This is a genomic window from Paracoccus fistulariae, assembly GCF_028553785.1.
In the GTDB taxonomy this organism is placed as follows: domain Bacteria; phylum Pseudomonadota; class Alphaproteobacteria; order Rhodobacterales; family Rhodobacteraceae; genus Paracoccus; species Paracoccus fistulariae.
On the sequence record NZ_CP067136.1, the window covers coordinates 1,879,502 to 1,898,130 of the forward strand.

Sequence of the window (18,629 nt, forward strand, 5' to 3'; positions counted from 1 at the left end):
CCGCATGTTCAATTTCTTTTCCGCACACCGCCCGCCTACGCTGACCGGTCGTGCGATGATCGCAACCTCTCATCCCCTGGCGACGGCTGCGGGGCTGGATGTGCTGGCCGCGGGCGGCAATGCGGTCGATGCCGCGATTGCGGCCTCGGCAGTGCAGGCGGTGGTCGATCCGCTGATGACGGGGATCGGCGGCGATTGCTTTGTCCTTTACGCGCCGAAGGGGGGCAAGGTGCGGGCCCTGAACGGATCGGGGCGCGCACCCGCCGCTGCGACCATCGAGGCGCTGGCACAGGCCGGGATCCGCGATCAGATCCCGCATGAATCGGCCCATGCCGTGACCATTCCGGGCGCGATCTCGGCATGGTGCAGGCTGCATGGCGATCATGGCCGACTGCCGCTGCCGCGCCTGTTTCAGCGGGCGATCCTTTACGCGGAAGGCGGTTTTCGCGTGACCCCGCGCGTGGCGCAGGACTGGGCGCAATCGGCCCACGTCCTGTCACCAGAGGCAGCGGCAGCGATGACGCCGGACGGCCAGCCACCCCGCCCCGGGGATCAATTGGCACAACCCGCGCTGGCCGAAACCCTGCGCGCCATCGCGGCCAAGGGACCGGCCGCCTTCTATGAAGGCACAGCGGCGGAACGGATGGTCGAATTTCTGCGCCGTCATGGCGGGTTGCACACGGTCGAGGATTTCGCCGAAGGCATGGCGGGTGCAAGCTGGCATGATCCGATCAGCGCCACCTATCGCGGATATGAGGTGCATGAATGCCCCCCGAACGGGCAGGGCGTGGCGGCGCTGCTGATCCTGAAGCTGCTGGAGGGCTTTGACATGGCGGCCCTGTCCGACGCCGATCGCATCCATGTACTGGCCGAGGCGACCAAGCTGGCCTATCACCACCGCGATGCGCTGATCGGCGATCCCGATCACTGCGCGGGCATCGCGGAAACCCTGCTGGCCGAAGACACCATCGAAACGCTGCGGCAACGCATCCATATGGACCGCGCCATGCCCCCCGCCCTGTGGGACGAGCCAGAGCATAAGGACACGATCTATCTGTGTGTCGTCGATGACGAGGGGAACGCGGTCTCTTTCATCAATTCGATCTTTCAGGGCTTCGGATCGGGCCTGCGCGAGCCCACGACCGGGGTTATGTTCCAAAGCCGGGGCGCGTCCTTCCGGCTGATCCCGGACCATCCGAACGCCATCGGCCCGCGCAAGCGCCCCTTGCACACGATCATTCCGGGCATGGTCACGCAGAATGGCCGCACGGTGATGCCCTTTGGCGTGATGGGCGGGCAATATCAGGCGACGGGCCATGCGCAATTCCTGTCGGCCGTCATTGATCGCGGGCAATCGCTGCAGGCGGCAATCGACGCGCCGCGCAGCTTTGCCACGGCGGGCAAGCTGGACATCGAACCCACCGTGCCGCAAAACGTGCGGGACGATTTGGAGCGTCGCGGCCACCGGCTGAATATCCTGCAACATCCGATGGGCGGCGGGCAGGCCATCCGCATTGGCGAGGATGGTCTGCTGGAGGGCGGATCGGACAGCCGCAAGGACGGTCTGGCTCTGGGCTTCTGAAGCGGGCAACTGGCGTGGCGGAGATCTGAATGACATTCCTCAGACGATTTGGCATCGACACCTATATGCTGCTGCTGATCGGGGTGGTGGTTATGGGTGCGGTGCTGCCTGCCCGTGGCATGGCCGCAGCGGCGCTGAGCCAGATCACCTTCTGGGCGGTCGCGCTGCTGTTTTTCATCTATGGCGCCAAGCTGGACACTGCATCGGTACGCGCGGGCATCCTGAACCTGCGCCTGCAATCGCTGTGCTTTCTGGCGACCTATGCGCTGTTTCCGGTGCTGGGCATCGGCATCGCCTGGCTGGCGGGGGGCATGCTGGGGCCGGAACTGACGCTGGGCATCCTGTTTCTGGCGGTGCTGCCCTCGACCATCCAGTCCTCGATCGCCTTTACCGCCATGGCCGGGGGGAATGTGCCTGCGGCGATCTGTTCGGCGTCGATTTCAAATCTGGTCGCGGTGGTGCTGACGCCCGCGCTGATGGCGCTGATCCTGCATCAAAGCGGCGGGATCAGCACCGATGCCATCGGCAAGATCGCCCTGCAGATCCTGTTTCCCTTCATCCTGGGTCAGCTTCTGCGGCGCTGGATCGGAGGCTTCATCCAGCAGCACAAATTCCTGACCATGATCGTTGATCGCGGATCAATCCTGCTGATCGTCTATTCGGCCTTCAGCGCGGGAACCGTGGCCGGGATCTGGTCGGCGATTCCGGCCAGTCGGCTGATCCTGTTGGGCGCCATCGTCTGCGTCTTTCTGGCGGTGGTGATGTGGCTGATGGTGCTGACGGGCCGGCATTTCCAGCTGCCCGATCCGGATCGCACCACGCTGCTGTTCTGCGGGTCGACCAAAAGCCTTGCCAGCGGCCTGCCCATCGCAACGGCGATCTTTGCCGCCTCGCAGGTGGGGGCCGTGGTGCTGCCGCTGATGCTGTTCCATCTGATCCAGCTTCTGGTCTGCGCGGTGATCGCGCAGCGCAAGGCGACCAGCAACGCATCCGTGCCGGCCTGAGGCGGCACTCTGTCAGGCCGGATCCGCGAGGGCATCACCGGGCGGCGCCGGATCCCCGGCGGGCGGCGCGACCCGCATGACCACGCAATACAGCGCCGGCACGAAGACCAGCGTGATCAGCGTCCCGGCGATGATTCCGCCCATCATCGCATAGGCCATCGGTCCCCAGAACACCTGCCGCGCAATCGGGATCAGCGCCAGCGACGCCGCCGCCGCGGTCAGCAGGATCGGCCGTGCCCGGCTGTCCGAGGCTTCAAAGACCGCATCCCATTGCGACCGCCCGCTGCGCAGCAATTCCTGAATCTCATGCACCAGAATGATCGAATTGCGGATCAGGATCCCGATCAGCGCCAGGATCCCCAGAATCGCCACAAAGCCCATCGGCACCCGGAAAGGCACCAGAACCGCGACCACGCCGATCAGCCCCAGCGGCGCCGCCGCAAAGACGATCAGCGACAGGCGGAAGCTTTGCATCTGCATCATCACCAGAACCGCCATGATCAGCAGCATGACCGGCACCACCGCCGCAATCGGCGCCTGACTGTCGGACGAGGATTCGACGGTGCCGCCGATCTCGATCCTGACCGAGGGCGGCAGGCCCGCCTGATAATCGGCCACGCGCTGTTCCAGCGCCTTGACCATGGTGGCAGGCTGATCGTCGGTGGCAATGGCAGCCTTGACCGTGACCGTGGGCAGACCGTCGCGCTGCATGATCAAGGGCTGTTCCGTGCCATATTCCAGCGCCACCAGCGCCGACAGCGGAACGGTGCCGCCATCGGGCAGATGCAGCTGCAAATCACGCAAAGAATTCAGCGATTCCCGATCCAGATCCGTGCCCCGCGCGACCACATCGACCAGAAAGATATCGTCGCGCAGCTGTGTCACGGTCTTGCCGGTATACATCGCCGAAAGCCCGTCGGCGATATCGGCACTGGTCAGGCTCAGCTGACGCAGTTGATCCTGATCGACCACCAGCCGGACCACCCGCGCCGGTTCGTTCCAGTCCATCGCGATATCGCGCAGGCGCGGCTCCTGCGCCAGAACGGTTTCCAGACCGCGCGCCGCATCGCGCGCTTCATCCACGCTGGGCGCGCTGACACGGTATTGCACCGGCTTACCCACAGGCGGGCCGATCTCAAGGTTCTTGACATAGATATCGACGCCGGCAAATTCGCGCGCGGCCAGATCGTTCAGCTTGGCCTTGACCCGGTCGCGGGCTTCCAGATCCGGGGTCTGGATAATGATCTGGCCCATTTGCGGCCCCCGCGTGGGCACATCCAGCGACAGGACGAAACGCGGCGCCCCCTCACCCACGTAAGAGGTCCAGAACCGCACATCCGGGTCGCCGCTCAGCGCCGCTTCCAGCTTGTCCATATCGGCGCGGGTCTTGCGGATCGAGGAATTCTGACGCTCATTGATATCCACGATCACCTCGGTCCGGTCCGAGGTCGGGAAGAATTGCTGTTCGACGAAGCGCATGCCAAAGACCGACACCCCGAACAGCACGAAGGTGATCAGCACGGTCGTCCATTTGAAGCGCATGGCCCGCAGCAGCAGATGGTGAAAACGCCGCCGCAGCCAGCCCGCCTTCTGTTCGTGATGGCCGATATTTTCCTTCAGAAAGGCCACCCCCAGAAGCGGCGCGAACAGCACCGCGACCACCCAGGAAATCAACAGCGACACCGCGATCACGACGAAAAGCGAAAACGTGAACTCGCCTGCCGCCGAATTGTTCAGCCCGATGGGGATGAAACCCGCCACGGTGACCAGAGTGCCGGTCAGCATCGGAAAGGCGATCGAGGTCCAGGCATAGCTGGCGGCCTCTGGCAGCGATTTGCCGATCTCCAGCCGCGAGATCATCGTTTCAATGGCGATCATCGCATCATCGACCAGCAGCCCAAGCGCAATGATCAGCGCCCCAAGCGAGATCCGCTGCAGGGTGATCCCGTAGAGATCCAGAATGACAAAGGTGATCGCCAGCACCAGCGGAATGGTCATCGTCACGACGAAACCCGCACGGAAGCCCAGGCTGACGAAGCTGACGATCAGAACGATGATCACCGCCTCGGCCAGCGCCTTGACGAAATGGCCCACGGCCTCATCGACCACATGCGGCTGATCGGCGACCTTGGCCATCTCGATCCCGATCGGCAGATCGGCTGCGATCTGCTCCATCAGGGCGTCCAGTTCCTGACCGAATTCAAGGATGTTCTCACCCTCGCGCATGCCGATCTGCAAGCCGATGGCGGGCTGTCCGTTATAGCGAAACAGCGATTGCGGCGGATCCTCATAGCCGCGCGTCACCGTCGCGACATCGGCAAGGTTGAAGAAACGCTCGCCCACACGCAGGTTCACGGCAGCAATGGCCGAGGCATCGTCAAACTGCCCGCCGACGCGGACCAGAACCCGCTCTGGCCCGGTTTCGACCACGCCCGAGGGCGCGATGGCATTCTGCTGGGCCAGCGTGCCGATCACCTGCTGCTGGTTCACCCCAAGCGCGGCCAGGCGGGCGGCGGAAAACTCCAGAAAGATCTGCTCGTCCTGCTCGCCCAGCAGCGAGGTCTTGCCCGCCGCATTCAGGGCCGTCACCTGTTTGCGGATATCCTCGACCCGGTCCCGCAATTCACGCGGGGTGAAGCCGTCGGCGGTGAAGGCATAGATATTGCCATAGACATCGCCGAAATTGTCATTGAAGGCGAAGCCCTGGAATTCGGCGGGAAAATCGGCGCGGATATCCGACATCATTTCGCGCACATGGCGCCAGATGCCCCGCACCTCGGATGCGGGGGTGGTCGGCAAAAGCTCGATATAGACGATGGACTGTCCCGGCGTCGTGACCGAGCGGGTGAAGTCCAGTTCGTCCAGTTCTTCCAGCTTGGTTTCGATCCGGGTGGTGACCTGCTTCAGCGTATCGTCGATATTGGCGCCGGGCAGCGCGGCGCCGATCACCATGGTCTTGATGGTGAAATTCGGGTCCTCTTCCCGGCCCAGATTCAGATAGGCCAGCGTGCCCGCGATCAGCGAGATGATCAGCAGGAACCAGACAAAGCTGCGATGGCGCAGCGCCCAGTCGGACAGGTTGAATCGCGTCACGGCGCAACCCTCCGCCCGACCTGCTGGCCGTCGGACAGCGAATGAATGCCGCGGGTGACGATCTCATCGCCCGGCTGGATCCCGGTATCGACCGACAGGCGGCCCTGAAATGACGGCATATGCGTGATCTGCACCTTTTCGACGGTTGCACCCTGCGGCTGTCGCAGGACGCGCCAGACATAGGACACCCCATGCTCTTCCAGCACCGCAGAGGCGGGCAGCGTGATGACCGGCTGGAATTCGGTGCCCAGGCGCGCGCGCACCAGCGCGCCCAGCCGGAAGGGCGCATCCTTGGGCAGGGTCAGATACAGGCGCCGCGTGCGGGTTGCCGTATCCGCCATCGGATCGATCCGGTCCAGCGTGGCGGGGATGACATTCTCTGGCGCCGTGCGCTGCCAGATCGAGAATGACGCATCCTCGGGCAGGCTGACCAGCGCCGATTCCGGCAGGTCGATCACGGCTTCGCGGCGATCCCCGGCCGAAAGTTGCAGCACCGCCGAACCGGCGCTGACAACCGCGCCCGGCGCCTCATAGACCGCGCTGACCACGCCGGAAAACGGCGCAACCATGGTGGCATAGCTTTCGGCGTCCTGCGCCTGCACCAGTTCCGACCTTGCCTGCCGCAGCCCGGCATCGGCTGCCGCGGCAGCGTTTTGCGCCTGTTCAAGCTGGGCGGTGGTCGCGACATTGCGCCGGGCCAGCGCGCGCGTGCGTTCCAGCGTCAGCTGCGCGGTTTCGTTCTGCACCTCGGCCGAGTCGACAGCGGCCCGCGCCGCACGGGTCGAGGCCTCAAGATCCTCGCTGGCCAGTTCCGCCAGCACCTCGCCCCGCTGGACCCGGTCACCCAGATCGACATTCCGCGTCACCATGCGGCCAAGCGTCTGGAACGCCATTTCGACCTGCGTGCGGGACTGGACCAGCCCGGGGACCGAGCGCGCATCCTCGCCATGCCCCTCGACGATCTCGCTGACGACGGGGCGTGGCGGGCCGCTGTTTTCGGCACCGGCACTGAAATTCAGCCAGTCCGGCAGGCTCAGCGCCGAGGCCGACGTGAGCGGCATCGAAACCAGCATCAGGGCCAGAAGCGCGGCGCAGCCCCTGCGGACAGTCATGGCAACACCTCGGCCCGCTGCACCTGACGGCCCGGATAAAGCAATTGCGAGCCTGCGCCCACCACGGTCTGGCCGGGCTCGACCCCTTCGGTCAGAAAGACGATGCCGTCCACGAAACTGCCGATCCTTACCGGGGTCAAGCTGACCGAGTTGTCGGGGTTCACGATCCAGACGGCGGCATCTTCGCCCTGCCGCATCAGCGCCGTCCACGGCACCGCGATGCCCTGATCGGCGGCGATTTCGACCTGCGCACGGACCGCAGCACCCAAAAGCGCCATATCGGAACGCACGCCGTCAATTGCGACCCGCAGCGTCACGGTGCCGCTGGCCGGATCCACCAGAGGCGAGATTTCACTGACCGTGCCGGACATGGGCGGACGCTGGATATCCAGCGTCGTCAGCTTGACATGCGACCCAAGGGCACCGTCAAGCCGGGGGTGATCGGCGGCGGCAAAAACCGCCTCCATCCCGTCCAGCGTGGCCATGGAAAAGGCGGGCTGTGCGGCGCCGACGATCTGGCCGGGGGCGACATAACGGTCGGTGATGACGACCTGTTCGGGCGCGCGCAGCACGGTATCATCCACCGCCCGCTGCGCCTGATCCAGATTGCTTTGCGCACTTTCCAGCGCGCCATTCGCCTCGGATTCCGCCTGCACGGCATTGTCGCGCGCCGCGCGGGTGCCGACACCACGCGCCAGCAGCGCCTTGGCCCGGTCGCTGGCCTGCCTGGCCTGATCGGCCGCCGCCTGTGCCGCGGTCACGGCGGCCTGCGCCACCTGCAGGGCCTGATCCTGCTGAACCGCCTCAAGCCGCGCCAGCGCATCGCCGCGCGCGACGTAATCGCCTTCATCGGCCAGCACCTCGATCACGCGACCGCTTTGCTTGAAGCCCAGTTCAATGCTGTCCTTGGCCTCGATCGTGCCAGAGAGTTGAAAATCGGTCAGTACGGATTCTTCCTTCACCTCGACCATTTCGACGCGCAGAAGATCGGATTGCGCAGATGCGCCATTGGCAATGACAGAAAAAGATAAACAGAATGCTACAACGGCAAGCTGGTGCCCCAGCCGAAATTCAATCATACCACGCCCCGTCGTTGTCATAGACAAGATGTAAAAGCAGGGAGCTTTTACAAGCCCCCTGCCCTTACGTTACCGCCGCTTTTTGATGAAAATCCGGTCTATTCCACGTGCGATTGGCCAGAATATCGGCCAGAATATCGACCGCATGGGCCACATCGTCCAAATCGTTATAAAGCGGCGCAAAGCCGAAACGCAGCACATCGGGGGCGCGAAAATCGCCGATCACGCCCCGCGCGATCAGCGCCTGCATCACCGCATAGCCATCGGGATGGCGGAAACTGACCTGAGATCCGCGCTGCGACGGATCCCGTGGTGAATTCAGCGTGACCTCGGGGCAATTCGCCTCGACCCCGGCGATGAAGGCCTGGGTCAGGTCGATGGATCGTGCGCGCAGATCGGCCATGTCCACATCGTCCCAAACGTCCAGCGCCGCATCCAGCGCCGCCATGGCGATCACCGGCGGCGTGCCGACGCGCATCCGCTCGATCCCTGCTGCCGGACGATACTCCATGTCAAAGGCGAAGGGCGCGGCGTGACCCATCCAGCCCTGCAGGATCGGCTGCGCCTGTTCGGCAAGATCGGGATTTGTCCAGATAAAGGCCGGCGCGCCCGGCCCGCCATTGAGGTATTTATAGGTGCAGCCGACGGCAAAATCCGCCCCGCAGCCCAGCAGGTCCACATCCACCGCCCCCGCCGAATGCGCCAGATCCCAGACCGTCAGCGCGCCGTGGCGATGGGCCTTTTCGGTCAGCGCCTTCATGTCATGGCGGCGGCCCGTGCGGTAATCGACCTCGGTGATCATCAGCACCGCCAGATCGTCACTTATCGCATCCGCGACCTGTTCCGGGGCAACGACCCGCAATTCGGCATCGACCGCCTTTGCCAGCCCTTCCGCAACATAGAGATCCGAGGGGAAATTGCCGCTGTCGGACAGGATCACCCGGCGATCCGGGCGCAGGGCGCGCGCGGCGCTGACCGCCTGAAACACCTTGATGGACAGCGTATCGCCCATCACCACCTGCCCCGGTCCCGCGCCGATCAGCCGGGCGATTCGGTCGCCCACCTTGCGCGGCTGGACATACCAGCCCGCCTTGTTCCAGCCCGTGATCAGCATCTGCGACCACTCATCCGTCATCATATCGGCAACGCGACGCGCGGCATCCCTGGGCATCGGCCCCAAAGAGTTTCCATCCAGATAGGTCACGCCCTCTGGCAAGTGAAATGCCCGGCGCGTATTGGTGAAATCAGTCGGCATGTGAGCCCTCCCCAGCGAAACCTATCAGCGCATCCCGGCAACTGAAAGAGGAGTCAGCCATGCCCTATCAGGTCAAAGACTGGAACGACGCCTATTCGAATTTTGCCTATATTCCGGATGCCGAACAGATCGTTGTACGAATGCAGCAGCAGGCGCAGGAATTCTGCCTGCAGCATCCGCCACAACCGCTGGGCGGTGGGCGCCTGTTTCTGCCCGACGGTCCGGCCAAGGGTCTGGCCGTGTTCATTCATGGCGGATACTGGTCCGAACCCTATCCAGATCTGTGGTCGCATCTGGCGGCGGGGCCTTTTGCGCAGGGCTGGGCGGTGGCGATCCCTGCCTATCAGCTTGCGCCAAAGGTACGGGTTGCGGATATGGCCGTGGAACTGGCGGGCATCATTGGTCAGGCGGCATCGCGGGTGGATGGCCCTCTGGCGCTGACCGGCCATTCGGCGGGCGGTCATCTGGCTGCACGGCTGATCTGCGGCGATCTTCTGGGATCCGAACTGCTCGCACGGGTGCAAAGCTGCGTCCCGATCTCTCCCATTGCGGATCTTCGGCCGATCCTGCGAACCGAAATGAACAGCGTGATCGGGCTGGATGAGGCCGAGGCCGCGCATGAAAGCCCCATCTTCCTGACCCCACATCCGGGCATTCCCGTGACCTGCTGGGTCGGCGGGGATGAGCGGCCCGAATTCCTGCGACAGGCAAGGCTCTTGGCCGATATCTGGGCCGGGCTGGGTGGCCCGACCGATTGCGTTATCGACGCGGGGCGCAATCACATGACGGTGCTGGAAGGTCTTTGTGATCCGGGCAGCCCGCTGACGCGCTGCCTGATCGCCTGATCACAGGGTAAAATCCGCCACCGTCGCGCCGGTCAGCGCCAAAAGCCGCTGCGGCGAGATCGCAAAGATATGTCGCGGCGTCCCGGCGGCGGCCCAGACCTGCGCGAAATCCAGCAGGCGCGGATCGAAATAGGCGGTGATGGGCCGCAGATGCCCCACCGGGGCAACGCCGCCAATGGCAAATCCGGTTTCCTCGCGGATCAGCGTGGCATCCGCCTTGCCCAGAGGCTGCCCTGCCACGGCCGAGGCCTTGGCCGCATCGACCCGATTGCCGCCCGCCGTCAGGAAAAGCAGGACATGGCCGCTCTCTTCGCCCCGGAAAATGATGGATTTGGCGATCTGATCGACCTCGCAGCCCGCCGCGCGGGCCGCATCTTCGGCGGTGCGGGTCGTTTCCGACATCTCCAGCACCTCGACCGGTTCTTGCGCGGCCTCCAGCGCCGCCTTCACCCGCTTCAGACTTTTGCTCATGCCCGCCCCCTTCTTGCGTCGCGGCAAACCTAGCTGTCGGCTGCGGGCTTGGAAAGCCGGGGCGGAAACAGAAAAAGGGCGCCGGTCCCGCGGCGCCCTTTCAGACATGTCAGGAGATCAGCCGAACAGCTTGGCTGCGGTATCGGCCACGCGGCGGCCCATATAACGGGCGCCGTCCAGGTCTTCGGCTTCGGGCTGGCGGCTGCCATCGCCACCGGCGATCGTGGTGGCACCATAAGGCGCCCCGCCGAGGACCTTGGAATTATCCATCTGCGCCTGGAACCCGTAATCCAGACCCACAACCGTCATGCCGAAATGCAGCAGGTTGGTGATGACGGAAAACAGCGTCGTTTCCTGCCCGCCATGCTGCGTCGCGGTCGAGGTGAAGGCCGCGCCCACCTTGCCGTTCAGCGCGCCGCGCGCCCAGAGCCCGCCTGCCTGATCCAGGAAATTCGCCATCTGGCTGCTCATCCGGCCAAAGCGGGTGCCGGTGCCGACCACGATGGCATCATAGTTTTCCAGATCGGCGATTTGCGCCACCGGCGCCGCCTGATCCAGCTTGTAATGCGCATTGCGGGCGACCTCTTCCGGCACCAGTTCCGGGACGCGCTTGATATCGACGGTGGCACCGGCGCTGCGTGCGCCTTCGGCGACAGCCTCGGCCATCTGCTCGATATGGCCATAGGCCGAGTAATAGAGAACCAGAACCTTGGTCATCCGTCCGCTCCTTTTTTTCCATTCAGGGAAGATTTCTTGCCAGCGACATAGGACAGGGCGATCGCTGCTGTGAAGTCACGACAAGGGAAACGCCGGGTTCGAAAAATCAGATCGCATTCGCAATATTCTGTCGAAATGATTTCAACGGGATGGTCGAAAACGCTTTCATGCCATCAATTTTGAGTGTACATTTATCTAGCGCGTCACGCGCCCAAGCTAAGACCATGGTCACCTTAACGATGTGTATTGTTCAAGTAAATTTAAGCCGAAAGACGCGATTTTTGCCGGTTACCTGATGTTGACGAAAGCGCCTGTGATTGCAGGCGGGAAGTTCCGGTATCTTGCCTTATGGGGACCATGACCACGCTTGGTTGGTTGCGCCGTGAATCAGGCGGTTGGCGCAGATCGTCTGGTGAAATCGCAACTGCACATCGCTCCGCCTCTGTCCTTTTCGGCTTAGGCACAGGCGATGAGAGGAAACGCCCCGCACCTCCTCCCGCGGGGCGTTTCTTTTTGCGGCACGGCCCGGCAGGATGGTTCCACCTGCGCATTCTTGCCGCTATGACGGGGCATCGCGACAGTTGCCCCGAAAGGAACGGCCATGGATGTTTACACTTTGCTGGTTCAGGTCGGCCGCAATGCCGGGGACGGGCTGCCCGATGGCGCCACCGGGGCCGCGCTGGTCTGCTATGCCTCGGGCAAGGATGAGGCCGAGGCCGTGCGTGAAACCGTCGCCATCCTGAAACAGGCCGATCTGGCACCGCTGGATGTCACCGGCTACGGCAGTCTGGATGAACGCCTGTCCGAAGGGCATGAGATCGATCAGGACGAACGTGACCTGATGCAGCGCGCGCTGGACGAAAATTCGGTCATCATCGCGCAGATGCAGCCCTTTTTTAAAGGCTGCGACGGCGCGGCAGATGAGGACGGCCCCCTGCACTGATCGCCGCTGCCCGATTGCGGCGCGCGCGGCGAAAAATCCCCGGAATGCGCGGCAAAATTCGGATGGCAGCCTGATGCTGTTCGGGTGATGTTACCCTATTCAACCGGTGTCTGTTTCGTTACACTGCCTCACAATAACAACTGAAGCAGTCACAAACAGGCGATTACATGAATTTATCCCGCTTCATTCTGACCACCGCGCTGGTGGGCGCAGTGGCCGCATGTGCAAGCCCGATGAACCGCAGCCCGGGGGGCATGTCCTCGGCCACGCTGCCCGAACCCGCCCCGATTCCCGCCGCCTCTGCGGGGGATGAGGCCGGTCTGCAGCGCTTCGTTCAAAGTTTCCGCTCGCGCGCATTGGCCTCGGGCGTGTCGGCCACGACCTATGACCGCGCGATGCGGATCGCGCGCTATAATCCCGACGTGATCCGGCTGGACCGCAAACAGGCCGAATTCTCGCGCCCGGTCTGGCTGTATCTGGACAGCGCCGTCTCGGATGCCCGTATCGGCACCGGGCGCGAAAAGGCCTCGCAGCTCAACAGCACCATGTCGGCCATCGAATCCCGCTACGGCGTGCCGCGAGAGATCGTACTGGCCGTCTGGGGGATGGAATCGAATTTCGGCGCCAATCGCGGCAAGATGCAGATCATCCCCTCGCTGACGACGCTGGCCTATGACGGTCGCCGGGGCGAGATGTTCCAGAACCAGCTGATCGCCGCGCTGCGCATCCTGCAGGCGGGCGATATCAACCCGGAAAACATGCTGGGCAGCTGGGCCGGGGCGATGGGCCATACGCAGTTCATGCCGACCTCTTATCTGGAATATGCGGTCGATTTCACCGGCGATGGCCGCCGCGACATCTGGTCGGACAATCCGACCGACGCGCTGGCATCGACGGCCGCCTATCTGGCGCGCAACGGCTGGCGTCGGGGCGAGGCATGGGGCGCGGAAGTGCGGCTGCCCTCGGGCTTCAACATGGGCCAGATCGGCAAGAAGACCCGCAAATCCACGGGCACTTGGGCATCGCAGGGCGTGACCCGGATCGGTGGCGGCGCGCTGCCCTCGGGCAATGGCTCGATCATCATGCCCGCGGGCGCGAATGGTCCGGCCTTCCTGATCCTGGACAATTTCCGGGCGCTGCTGCGCTATAACAACTCGGACAATTATGCGCTTGGCGTGTCCTTCCTGGGCGAACGGATTGCCGGTCGCTCGGGCATTCAGGGATCCTGGCCGCGCAACGACCGTCCGCTGTCAACGGCGGAACGCAAGGAAATCCAGCAGCGCCTGCGCGCCAAGGGTTTCTATAATGACGAAATCGACGGGCTCTTCGGATCCGGCACGATGGAAGCCGTGGCAGCCTATCAGCGCTCTATCGGTGTCACGCCCGACGGCTATCCGACCTCGATCCTTCTGGGTCAGTTGCGGCGCTGATCTTGACCACCGGTGTGGCCGGAAACCGGCCACCCGCCACTTCACTGCACAGGAGATCCCCGAGTGACCAAATACTTCCTTCTTACCGGCGTGGCGATTGCGGCACTGGCTGGCTGTTCGCCGAAAGACTATGAATCGGCCCCGGTCACGCTGGAAACTCCGCAAGGTCCGGTTGTCTGCCAGCTTTATACCAAAAGCAGGCTGGACTGGGACCGCTCGGTGACGCGCCCCAATACGATGAGCGTCGATGTCGCCGATGCCCTGTGCGAAGAAGAAGGCCGCCGCCAGCAGCGCAACTGATCGGATAGGGGCATGGCCGCAGATCGCGCGGCCATGCCGACCCCGTCACCGCAGACGCGTGCGGAAGCTTTCAATGACGCTGGCGTAAACGTCGCGCTTGAAGGGCACGATATTGTCCAGCAGATCATCCGCCTTGATCCAGCACCACTTGTCGAATTCGGGATGCTCGGTCTCGATTCGGATATCGCGATCCTCGCCCTTGAAGCGCATCAGGAACCACTTCTGGCGCTGGCCGCCATATTTGCCCTTCCAGATCTTGCCGACCATCTCATCGGGCAGATCGTAATACAGCCAATCGGGTGTTTCGCCCAGCAGATCGACCTGATCCGGCGTTACCCCGGTTTCCTCGACCAGTTCGCGCAGCGCCGCCTGTTTCGGCGTTTCGCCCTTGTCGATCCCGCCCTGCGGCATCTGCCAGGCGCCGGGCATCTCGATGCGCTGGCCCGCAAAGACGCGACCGTCATCATTGATCAGCACGACACCTGCGCAGGCACGATAGGGCAACCCGCCCGGGCCGGTTCTTTCCGTCGCCGGATCACTCATTGCTGCCCGAGGTGTCGGCCCCGCCCTGTCCGGTGCCCGAGCCTTCGCCGGTCGCGGCAGGCGTGGCCGAGGCCGGCACCTGATCGGCGCGGAAATCGACGGCTGCAAGCCCTTTCAGCACATCGACGGCATAGGCCAGCTGGTAATCCTCTTCGCGCAGCTTGGCGGTCGCCTCGACCTCGGCGGCTTCGGCCTCGATCTGCTTGCGCTCTTCCTCGCTGATGGAATCATTGTTCAGCGCGCCACGAAGATCAGCCTCGGAGCGGCCGAAATTCGACTGGCTGCGCGGGCCGTCCCCATCCTCGCCGGCCTCATCTCGGGGCGCGCGGCGCGGCTGGGCCACGATGATGTCGGGCTGGATGCCCAGCGACTGGATAGACCGGCCCGAGGGCGTGTAATAGCGCGCCGTGGTCAGACGGATCGCGCTGTCCGAGGTCACGGGCATGACTGTCTGGACCGAGCCCTTGCCAAAGCTCTTCTCGCCAACGACGATGGCGCGGCGGTGATCCTGCAACGCGCCGGTGACGATTTCCGAGGCGCTGGCAGAGCCGCCATTGATCAGCGCAACGATGGGCTTGCCCTGCGCCAGATCGCCCTCTTCGGCATTCCAGCGCTCGCTTTCCTCGGGGTTGCGGCCGCGGGTCGAGACGATCTCACCCGCATCAAGGAAGGCATCCGAAACGCTGATCGCCTGATTCAGCAAACCGCCCGGATTGTTGCGCAGATCCAGAACGAAGCCCGTCACCTTGTCGATGCCGCCGACCTCTTCCACGGCCTTTTCCAGTTCATCGGACAGGGTGTCATAGGTCTCGTCATTGAAGGTCGAGATCCGCAGAACGATGGCATGACCCTCAATCCGGGTCTTCACCACGGTCAGCTTGATCGTGTCGCGGGTCATGGTCAGGTCAAACGGCTCTGTCTCGCCCTCGCGCAGGATAGTGACGGTGATTTCGCTGCCGACCGGGCCGCGCATCATGTCGACCGCCTGATCCAGCGTCAGCCCCATCAGCGATTCCCCGTTCACATGGGTGATGAAATCGCCCGAGGTCACGCCCGCTTGCGCCGCAGGCGTATCATCGATGGGTGAAACGACCTTGACCAGGCCATCTTCCTGGCTGACCTCGATCCCCAGGCCGCCAAAGCTGCCCCGGGTCTGGGTCTGCATATCCTCGTAATCATTGGCCGACAGGAAAGAGCTGTGCGGATCCAGCGAGGTCAGCATGCCGTTGATCGCCGCCTCGATCAGTTTCTTGTCATCGGGCGCCTCGACATAATCGGCGCGCACGCGTTCAAAGACGTTCCCGAACAGTTCAAGCTGTTCGTAAATCGAGGTGTTGCGTCCGGCATCTTGCGCCAGCAGCGGCCCCGCCACCTGGGTCGTCAGCACCGTCCCCGCGACAATGCCGCCAATCCCCGCGATCAGGTAATTTTTCATATCGGCCTTTCCTGCCTTCAGTCCTGTTCAGGCTCCACAACGGGATTCAGCACGAACCAATCCGCCGGGTCCAGTGTTTCCTGTCCTCTGCGCAATTCCAGATACAGCGTTTCCGGTCGGCCCGCAGCACCGCCCTGCGCCGCATCGGCCACGAATTGCGCGCCAAATTCCTGCGCCGGCGCCTCTTCGCCGCCCATCAGCCCGATGGGTTCACCCGCGTTCAGCACATCGCCGACCTCGCCAAAGACCTGCGACATTCCCGCAAATATCAGAAGATAATCCCGCGCGGGTTCCAGTATCATCACATTGCCGTAATCCAGCAAGGGGCCACGATAGCGGATCGTGGCGGGCCAGGGCGTCGTGACCAGCGCCGCAGGCGGCGCGGCAAGGATCCAGCCGGGGCGACGCACCCCGGCGCCGTCAGCCTCGTTATAGGGGCGCAGGACACTGCCCACGACGGGAAGGGGCAGACTGCCCTGCGCGCCTTCGAAATCCTCCATCGGCGGGCCGACATCGGACTGCATCTGGCTGACGCCATTGGCAAATTCATCCAGGGTTTGTGCCGCATCATGCAGCTTTTGCAGCTCTTCCGGGGCCTCGGCAAAGCGCAGCGGCATGGTCGAGCGGTCGGTCACGGCACTTGCCAGCAGCCGACGGGCCTCTTGCACCGAGGCCAGACCCTCGCCCAGCATCGTGGCGGCACTGGCCTGCAGCTCGCGCACGGTGGCGATTTCATCCAGCGCGGCCTGCAACTCTTCGGCCTCGGCGCGCAGGCCGGGGGTGACATCGGACAGGATCATCCCGGAACGCGCATTCGACAGCGCCCCCGCCGGATGCAGCAGCATGGCCGATTCGGGCGATTGCTGCAGCGAGGTCATCGCGCCCAACACACTGGCCAGACGGGCGCGCTGGCGTTCGAACTGTGCGCGCAATTCGGCCTCTCGGGCGCTGGCCTCGCGCAGGCCGCCGCGCAGGGCCGAAAGCCCCTGTTCATAGCCGCGGATCACCTCGGTCAGGGCGACGACCTGATCGTCCTGATTCAGCGCATCGGACAGCTTGGCGACCGCCGCGCGCAGTTGCGCCGCGGCGTCCTGCGCGTCCAGCACGGCCTGACTGGCGGGCGAGACATCGGCATCCTGCGCCGTCGCAAGGACAGGCGCAGCCGCGATCAGGCCGCCAAGCAGCAGGGGAAACAGAAGTCGGGGCGTCATTCGGTCACGATCAGGCTTTCACCGGTCATTTCCGCCGGGGGCTGCACGCCCATCAATTGCAGAACGGTGGGCGCAAGGTCAGACAGCCGGCCATTGCGCAGACGCGCCCCCGGGGGACCGTTATAGACGATGACCGGGACGGGATTGACCGTATGCGCGGTATGCGGCCCGCCGGTTTCGGGATCGACCATGGTTTCGCAATTACCGTGATCGGCGCAGATCACCGCCGCCCCGCCCGCCTTGTCCAAGGCGGCGATCATGCGGCCAAGGCCCTTGTCCACCGCCTCGCAGGCGCGCATCGCCGCAGGCAGGCTGCCGGTATGGCCGACCATGTCGGGATTGGCGAAATTCACCACGATCATGTCGTACCCGGCCTCGATCGCCTCGACCAGCTTGTCGCTGACCTCTTCGGCGGCCATTTCCGGCGCCAGATCATAGGTCGCGACCTTCGGGCTTTGCGGCATGAAACGATCCTCGCCCGGTTCGGGCGCTTCCTTGCCGCCATTCAGGAAGAAGGTGACATGCGGATATTTCTCGGTTTCGGCCAGACGGAATTGCCGCAGGCCCTGCTGTGCGACCCATGCGCCAAGCGTATTCACCACCTGCCGCTTGGGATAGGCAGAGCTCATGTAATCCCGATGCCGGTCGCTGTAATCGACCATGCCCAGCAGCGCGGCCCATTCGGGACGGTCACTGACATCGAAGCCGGTGAAATCGGTATCGCCGATAGCCGAGAGGATCTCTCGCGCGCGGTCGGCGCGGAAATTCAGGCAGAAGAACCCGTCGCCATCCATCGCACCGTTATAGCCGTCGATCACATAGGGCTGGATGAATTCATCCGTCTCGTCACGCGCATAGGAATTGGCGACGGCGTCATCCGCATTTGCCGCAAGCTCTCCCTCTCCGGTCACGATGGCACGATAGGCGCGCTCGACCCGGTCCCAGCGGTTGTCGCGATCCATGGCGAAATAGCGGCCAATGACCGTGCCGATCCGCGCGCCCGCAGGCAGGTTTCCCTGCAATTCGGTGACAAAGCCCTGCGCGGATTTCGGCGGCACGTCGCGGCCATCGGTGATCGCATGGACCACCACAGGCACGCCCGCATCGGCCAGCGCCTTCACCGCCGCCAGCACATGCATGATATGGCCATGCACGCCCCCATCCGACACGACGCCCATCACATGCGCGGTGCCGCCGCTGGATTTCATCTTCTGGATAAAACCACCCAGCGAGTCATTACTGAAAAAGCTGCCATCCTCGATCGCCAGGTCGATCTGCCCAAGATCCATGGCGACCACGCGGCCCGCGCCGATATTGGTGTGGCCCACTTCGGAATTGCCCATCTGGCCACGCGGCAAGCCGACATCGGGTCCGAAGGTGGTCAGCGTCGCATGGGGGCATTCCGCCATCAGCCGGTCGAAATTCGGCGTATTCGCCTGATCGGGCGCGCTTTGTTCGGGCCGGTCCGAGATACCCCAGCCGTCAAGAATGCACAGGATCACCGGTTTCGTCATCTTGGCCTCATCGTGTTTTGTGTTCTTGTTACGCTGCTCTGCGAAAGCCGACAACCGGGCAAAACCCGGACTGCGCCCCAATCCGCTGGAAATAG

16 protein-coding genes are annotated in these 18,629 nt (G+C 63.8%); 6 read left to right on the forward strand and 10 right to left on the reverse strand.

Features of this window, described 5'->3' with window-relative positions:
• Positions 1-4: 4 nt before the first annotated feature.
• Positions 5-1,582 carry a gamma-glutamyltransferase gene (gene ggt / locus JHX87_RS09295; protein ID WP_272833664.1) on the forward strand — a complete coding sequence of 526 codons (1,578 nt, stop codon included), beginning with the start codon at positions 5-7 and terminating at the stop codon, positions 1,580-1,582.
• Between the two features lie 29 nt (positions 1,583-1,611).
• Complete coding sequence (locus JHX87_RS09300) at positions 1,612-2,586, forward strand: bile acid:sodium symporter family protein (RefSeq protein WP_271886449.1); 975 nt, start codon at positions 1,612-1,614, stop codon at positions 2,584-2,586.
• A gap of 12 nt (positions 2,587-2,598) precedes the next feature.
• Here the strand turns inward: JHX87_RS09300 and JHX87_RS09305 are convergent, their stop codons facing one another.
• The 4 genes from JHX87_RS09305 to kynU form a co-directional block, all read right to left on the reverse strand.
• A complete protein-coding gene (locus JHX87_RS09305) occupies positions 2,599-5,679 on the reverse strand; it encodes an efflux RND transporter permease subunit (protein ID WP_271886448.1) in 3,081 nt (1,026 codons plus the stop codon).
• Positions 5,676-6,791 carry an efflux RND transporter periplasmic adaptor subunit gene (locus JHX87_RS09310; protein WP_271886447.1) on the reverse strand — a complete coding sequence of 372 codons (1,116 nt, stop codon included), beginning with the start codon at positions 6,789-6,791 and terminating at the stop codon, positions 5,676-5,678. The genes JHX87_RS09305 and JHX87_RS09310 overlap by 4 nt, the downstream gene beginning before the upstream one ends.
• Positions 6,788-7,870: an efflux RND transporter periplasmic adaptor subunit gene (locus JHX87_RS09315; RefSeq protein WP_271886446.1), complete on the reverse strand. Its 1,083-nt coding sequence runs from the start codon at positions 7,868-7,870 to the stop codon at positions 6,788-6,790. Before JHX87_RS09315 ends, JHX87_RS09310 begins: the two co-directional genes overlap by 4 nt.
• A gap of 64 nt (positions 7,871-7,934) precedes the next feature.
• The gene (gene kynU / locus JHX87_RS09320; RefSeq protein ID WP_271886445.1) at positions 7,935-9,125 is read right to left on the reverse strand and encodes a kynureninase; all 1,191 of its coding nucleotides are present in this window, start codon (positions 9,123-9,125) and stop codon (positions 7,935-7,937) included.
• Positions 9,126-9,184: 59 nt separating this feature from the next.
• Between kynU and JHX87_RS09325 the strand changes: the two genes are divergently transcribed.
• The gene (locus JHX87_RS09325; protein ID WP_271886444.1) at positions 9,185-9,970 is read left to right on the forward strand and encodes an alpha/beta hydrolase; all 786 of its coding nucleotides are present in this window, start codon (positions 9,185-9,187) and stop codon (positions 9,968-9,970) included.
• On the opposite strand, the gene JHX87_RS09330 is transcribed toward JHX87_RS09325, so the two are convergent.
• Complete coding sequence (locus tag JHX87_RS09330; protein WP_271886443.1) at positions 9,971-10,441, reverse strand: YbaK/EbsC family protein; 471 nt, start codon at positions 10,439-10,441, stop codon at positions 9,971-9,973.
• 117 nt (positions 10,442-10,558) lie between these two features.
• On the reverse strand, positions 10,559-11,158 hold the full coding sequence (gene wrbA / locus JHX87_RS09335; RefSeq protein ID WP_271886442.1) for an NAD(P)H:quinone oxidoreductase: 600 nt from the start codon (positions 11,156-11,158) through the stop codon (positions 10,559-10,561).
• Positions 11,159-11,759: 601 nt separating this feature from the next.
• Between wrbA and JHX87_RS09340 the strand changes: the two genes are divergently transcribed.
• The 3 genes from JHX87_RS09340 (at position 11,760) to JHX87_RS09350 (ending at position 13,831) form a co-directional block, all read left to right on the forward strand.
• Positions 11,760-12,101, forward strand: a complete 342-nt coding sequence (locus tag JHX87_RS09340; protein WP_271886441.1) for a hypothetical protein — start codon at positions 11,760-11,762, stop codon at positions 12,099-12,101.
• 167 nt (positions 12,102-12,268) lie between these two features.
• Positions 12,269-13,531, forward strand: coding sequence for a lytic murein transglycosylase (locus JHX87_RS09345; protein ID WP_271886440.1), 1,263 nt, complete (start codon positions 12,269-12,271; stop codon positions 13,529-13,531).
• A 63-nt stretch (positions 13,532-13,594) separates the two neighbouring features.
• Positions 13,595-13,831, forward strand: a complete 237-nt coding sequence (locus JHX87_RS09350) for a hypothetical protein (RefSeq protein WP_271886439.1) — start codon at positions 13,595-13,597, stop codon at positions 13,829-13,831.
• 45 nt (positions 13,832-13,876) lie between these two features.
• On the opposite strand, the gene JHX87_RS09355 is transcribed toward JHX87_RS09350, so the two are convergent.
• From JHX87_RS09355 to gpmI, 4 genes are read right to left on the reverse strand one after another with little or no spacing between them, the layout of a single operon-like run.
• A complete protein-coding gene (locus JHX87_RS09355; protein WP_271886438.1) occupies positions 13,877-14,374 on the reverse strand; it encodes an RNA pyrophosphohydrolase in 498 nt (165 codons plus the stop codon).
• Positions 14,367-15,809 carry a S41 family peptidase gene (locus tag JHX87_RS09360; RefSeq protein ID WP_271886437.1) on the reverse strand — a complete coding sequence of 481 codons (1,443 nt, stop codon included), beginning with the start codon at positions 15,807-15,809 and terminating at the stop codon, positions 14,367-14,369. Before JHX87_RS09360 ends, JHX87_RS09355 begins: the two co-directional genes overlap by 8 nt.
• A gap of 17 nt (positions 15,810-15,826) precedes the next feature.
• Positions 15,827-17,020, reverse strand: coding sequence for a murein hydrolase activator EnvC family protein (locus JHX87_RS09365; RefSeq protein ID WP_271886436.1), 1,194 nt, complete (start codon positions 17,018-17,020; stop codon positions 15,827-15,829).
• Positions 17,017-18,534, reverse strand: a complete 1,518-nt coding sequence (gene gpmI, locus JHX87_RS09370; protein ID WP_271886435.1) for a 2,3-bisphosphoglycerate-independent phosphoglycerate mutase — start codon at positions 18,532-18,534, stop codon at positions 17,017-17,019. The genes JHX87_RS09365 and gpmI overlap by 4 nt, the downstream gene beginning before the upstream one ends.
• Positions 18,535-18,629 lie beyond the last annotated feature (95 nt).